Genomic DNA, 231 nt, shown 5'->3' with positions numbered 1-231 from the left:
CGACCACGTTGTCGCTGATCAACAGTGATACATTGAACGCGTTGCAGGCTGTAATCGGAAGCAATCCTGGTCAGGTTAAGATCGAGGGAGTGAACCTTCCGACGGGCATCAGCATCGCCAACGACGGCAAAGTGGTTGTTGCGCCGAATACACCGGCAGGCAGCTACGACATCGAATACAAGATCTGTGAGATCACCAACCCATTGAACTGCGACAGTGCCATCTCGACAC

1 protein-coding gene is annotated in these 231 nt (G+C 53.2%); it reads left to right on the top strand.

Annotation, left to right across the window (positions count from 1 at the left end; translation table 11 throughout):
- Window positions 1-231, top strand: a 231-nt coding sequence (locus tag K6T82_RS24470; protein WP_223711679.1) for a hypothetical protein, incomplete at both ends; no start/stop codon positions are given.

Origin of the sequence: Flavobacterium potami (assembly GCF_020026915.1) — a bacterium.
Classification (GTDB): Bacteria; Bacteroidota; Bacteroidia; order Flavobacteriales; family Flavobacteriaceae; genus Flavobacterium; species Flavobacterium potami.
The sequence above is the reverse complement of the archived record's forward strand: the minus strand, read 5'-3'. Positions and strand labels throughout refer to the sequence as shown.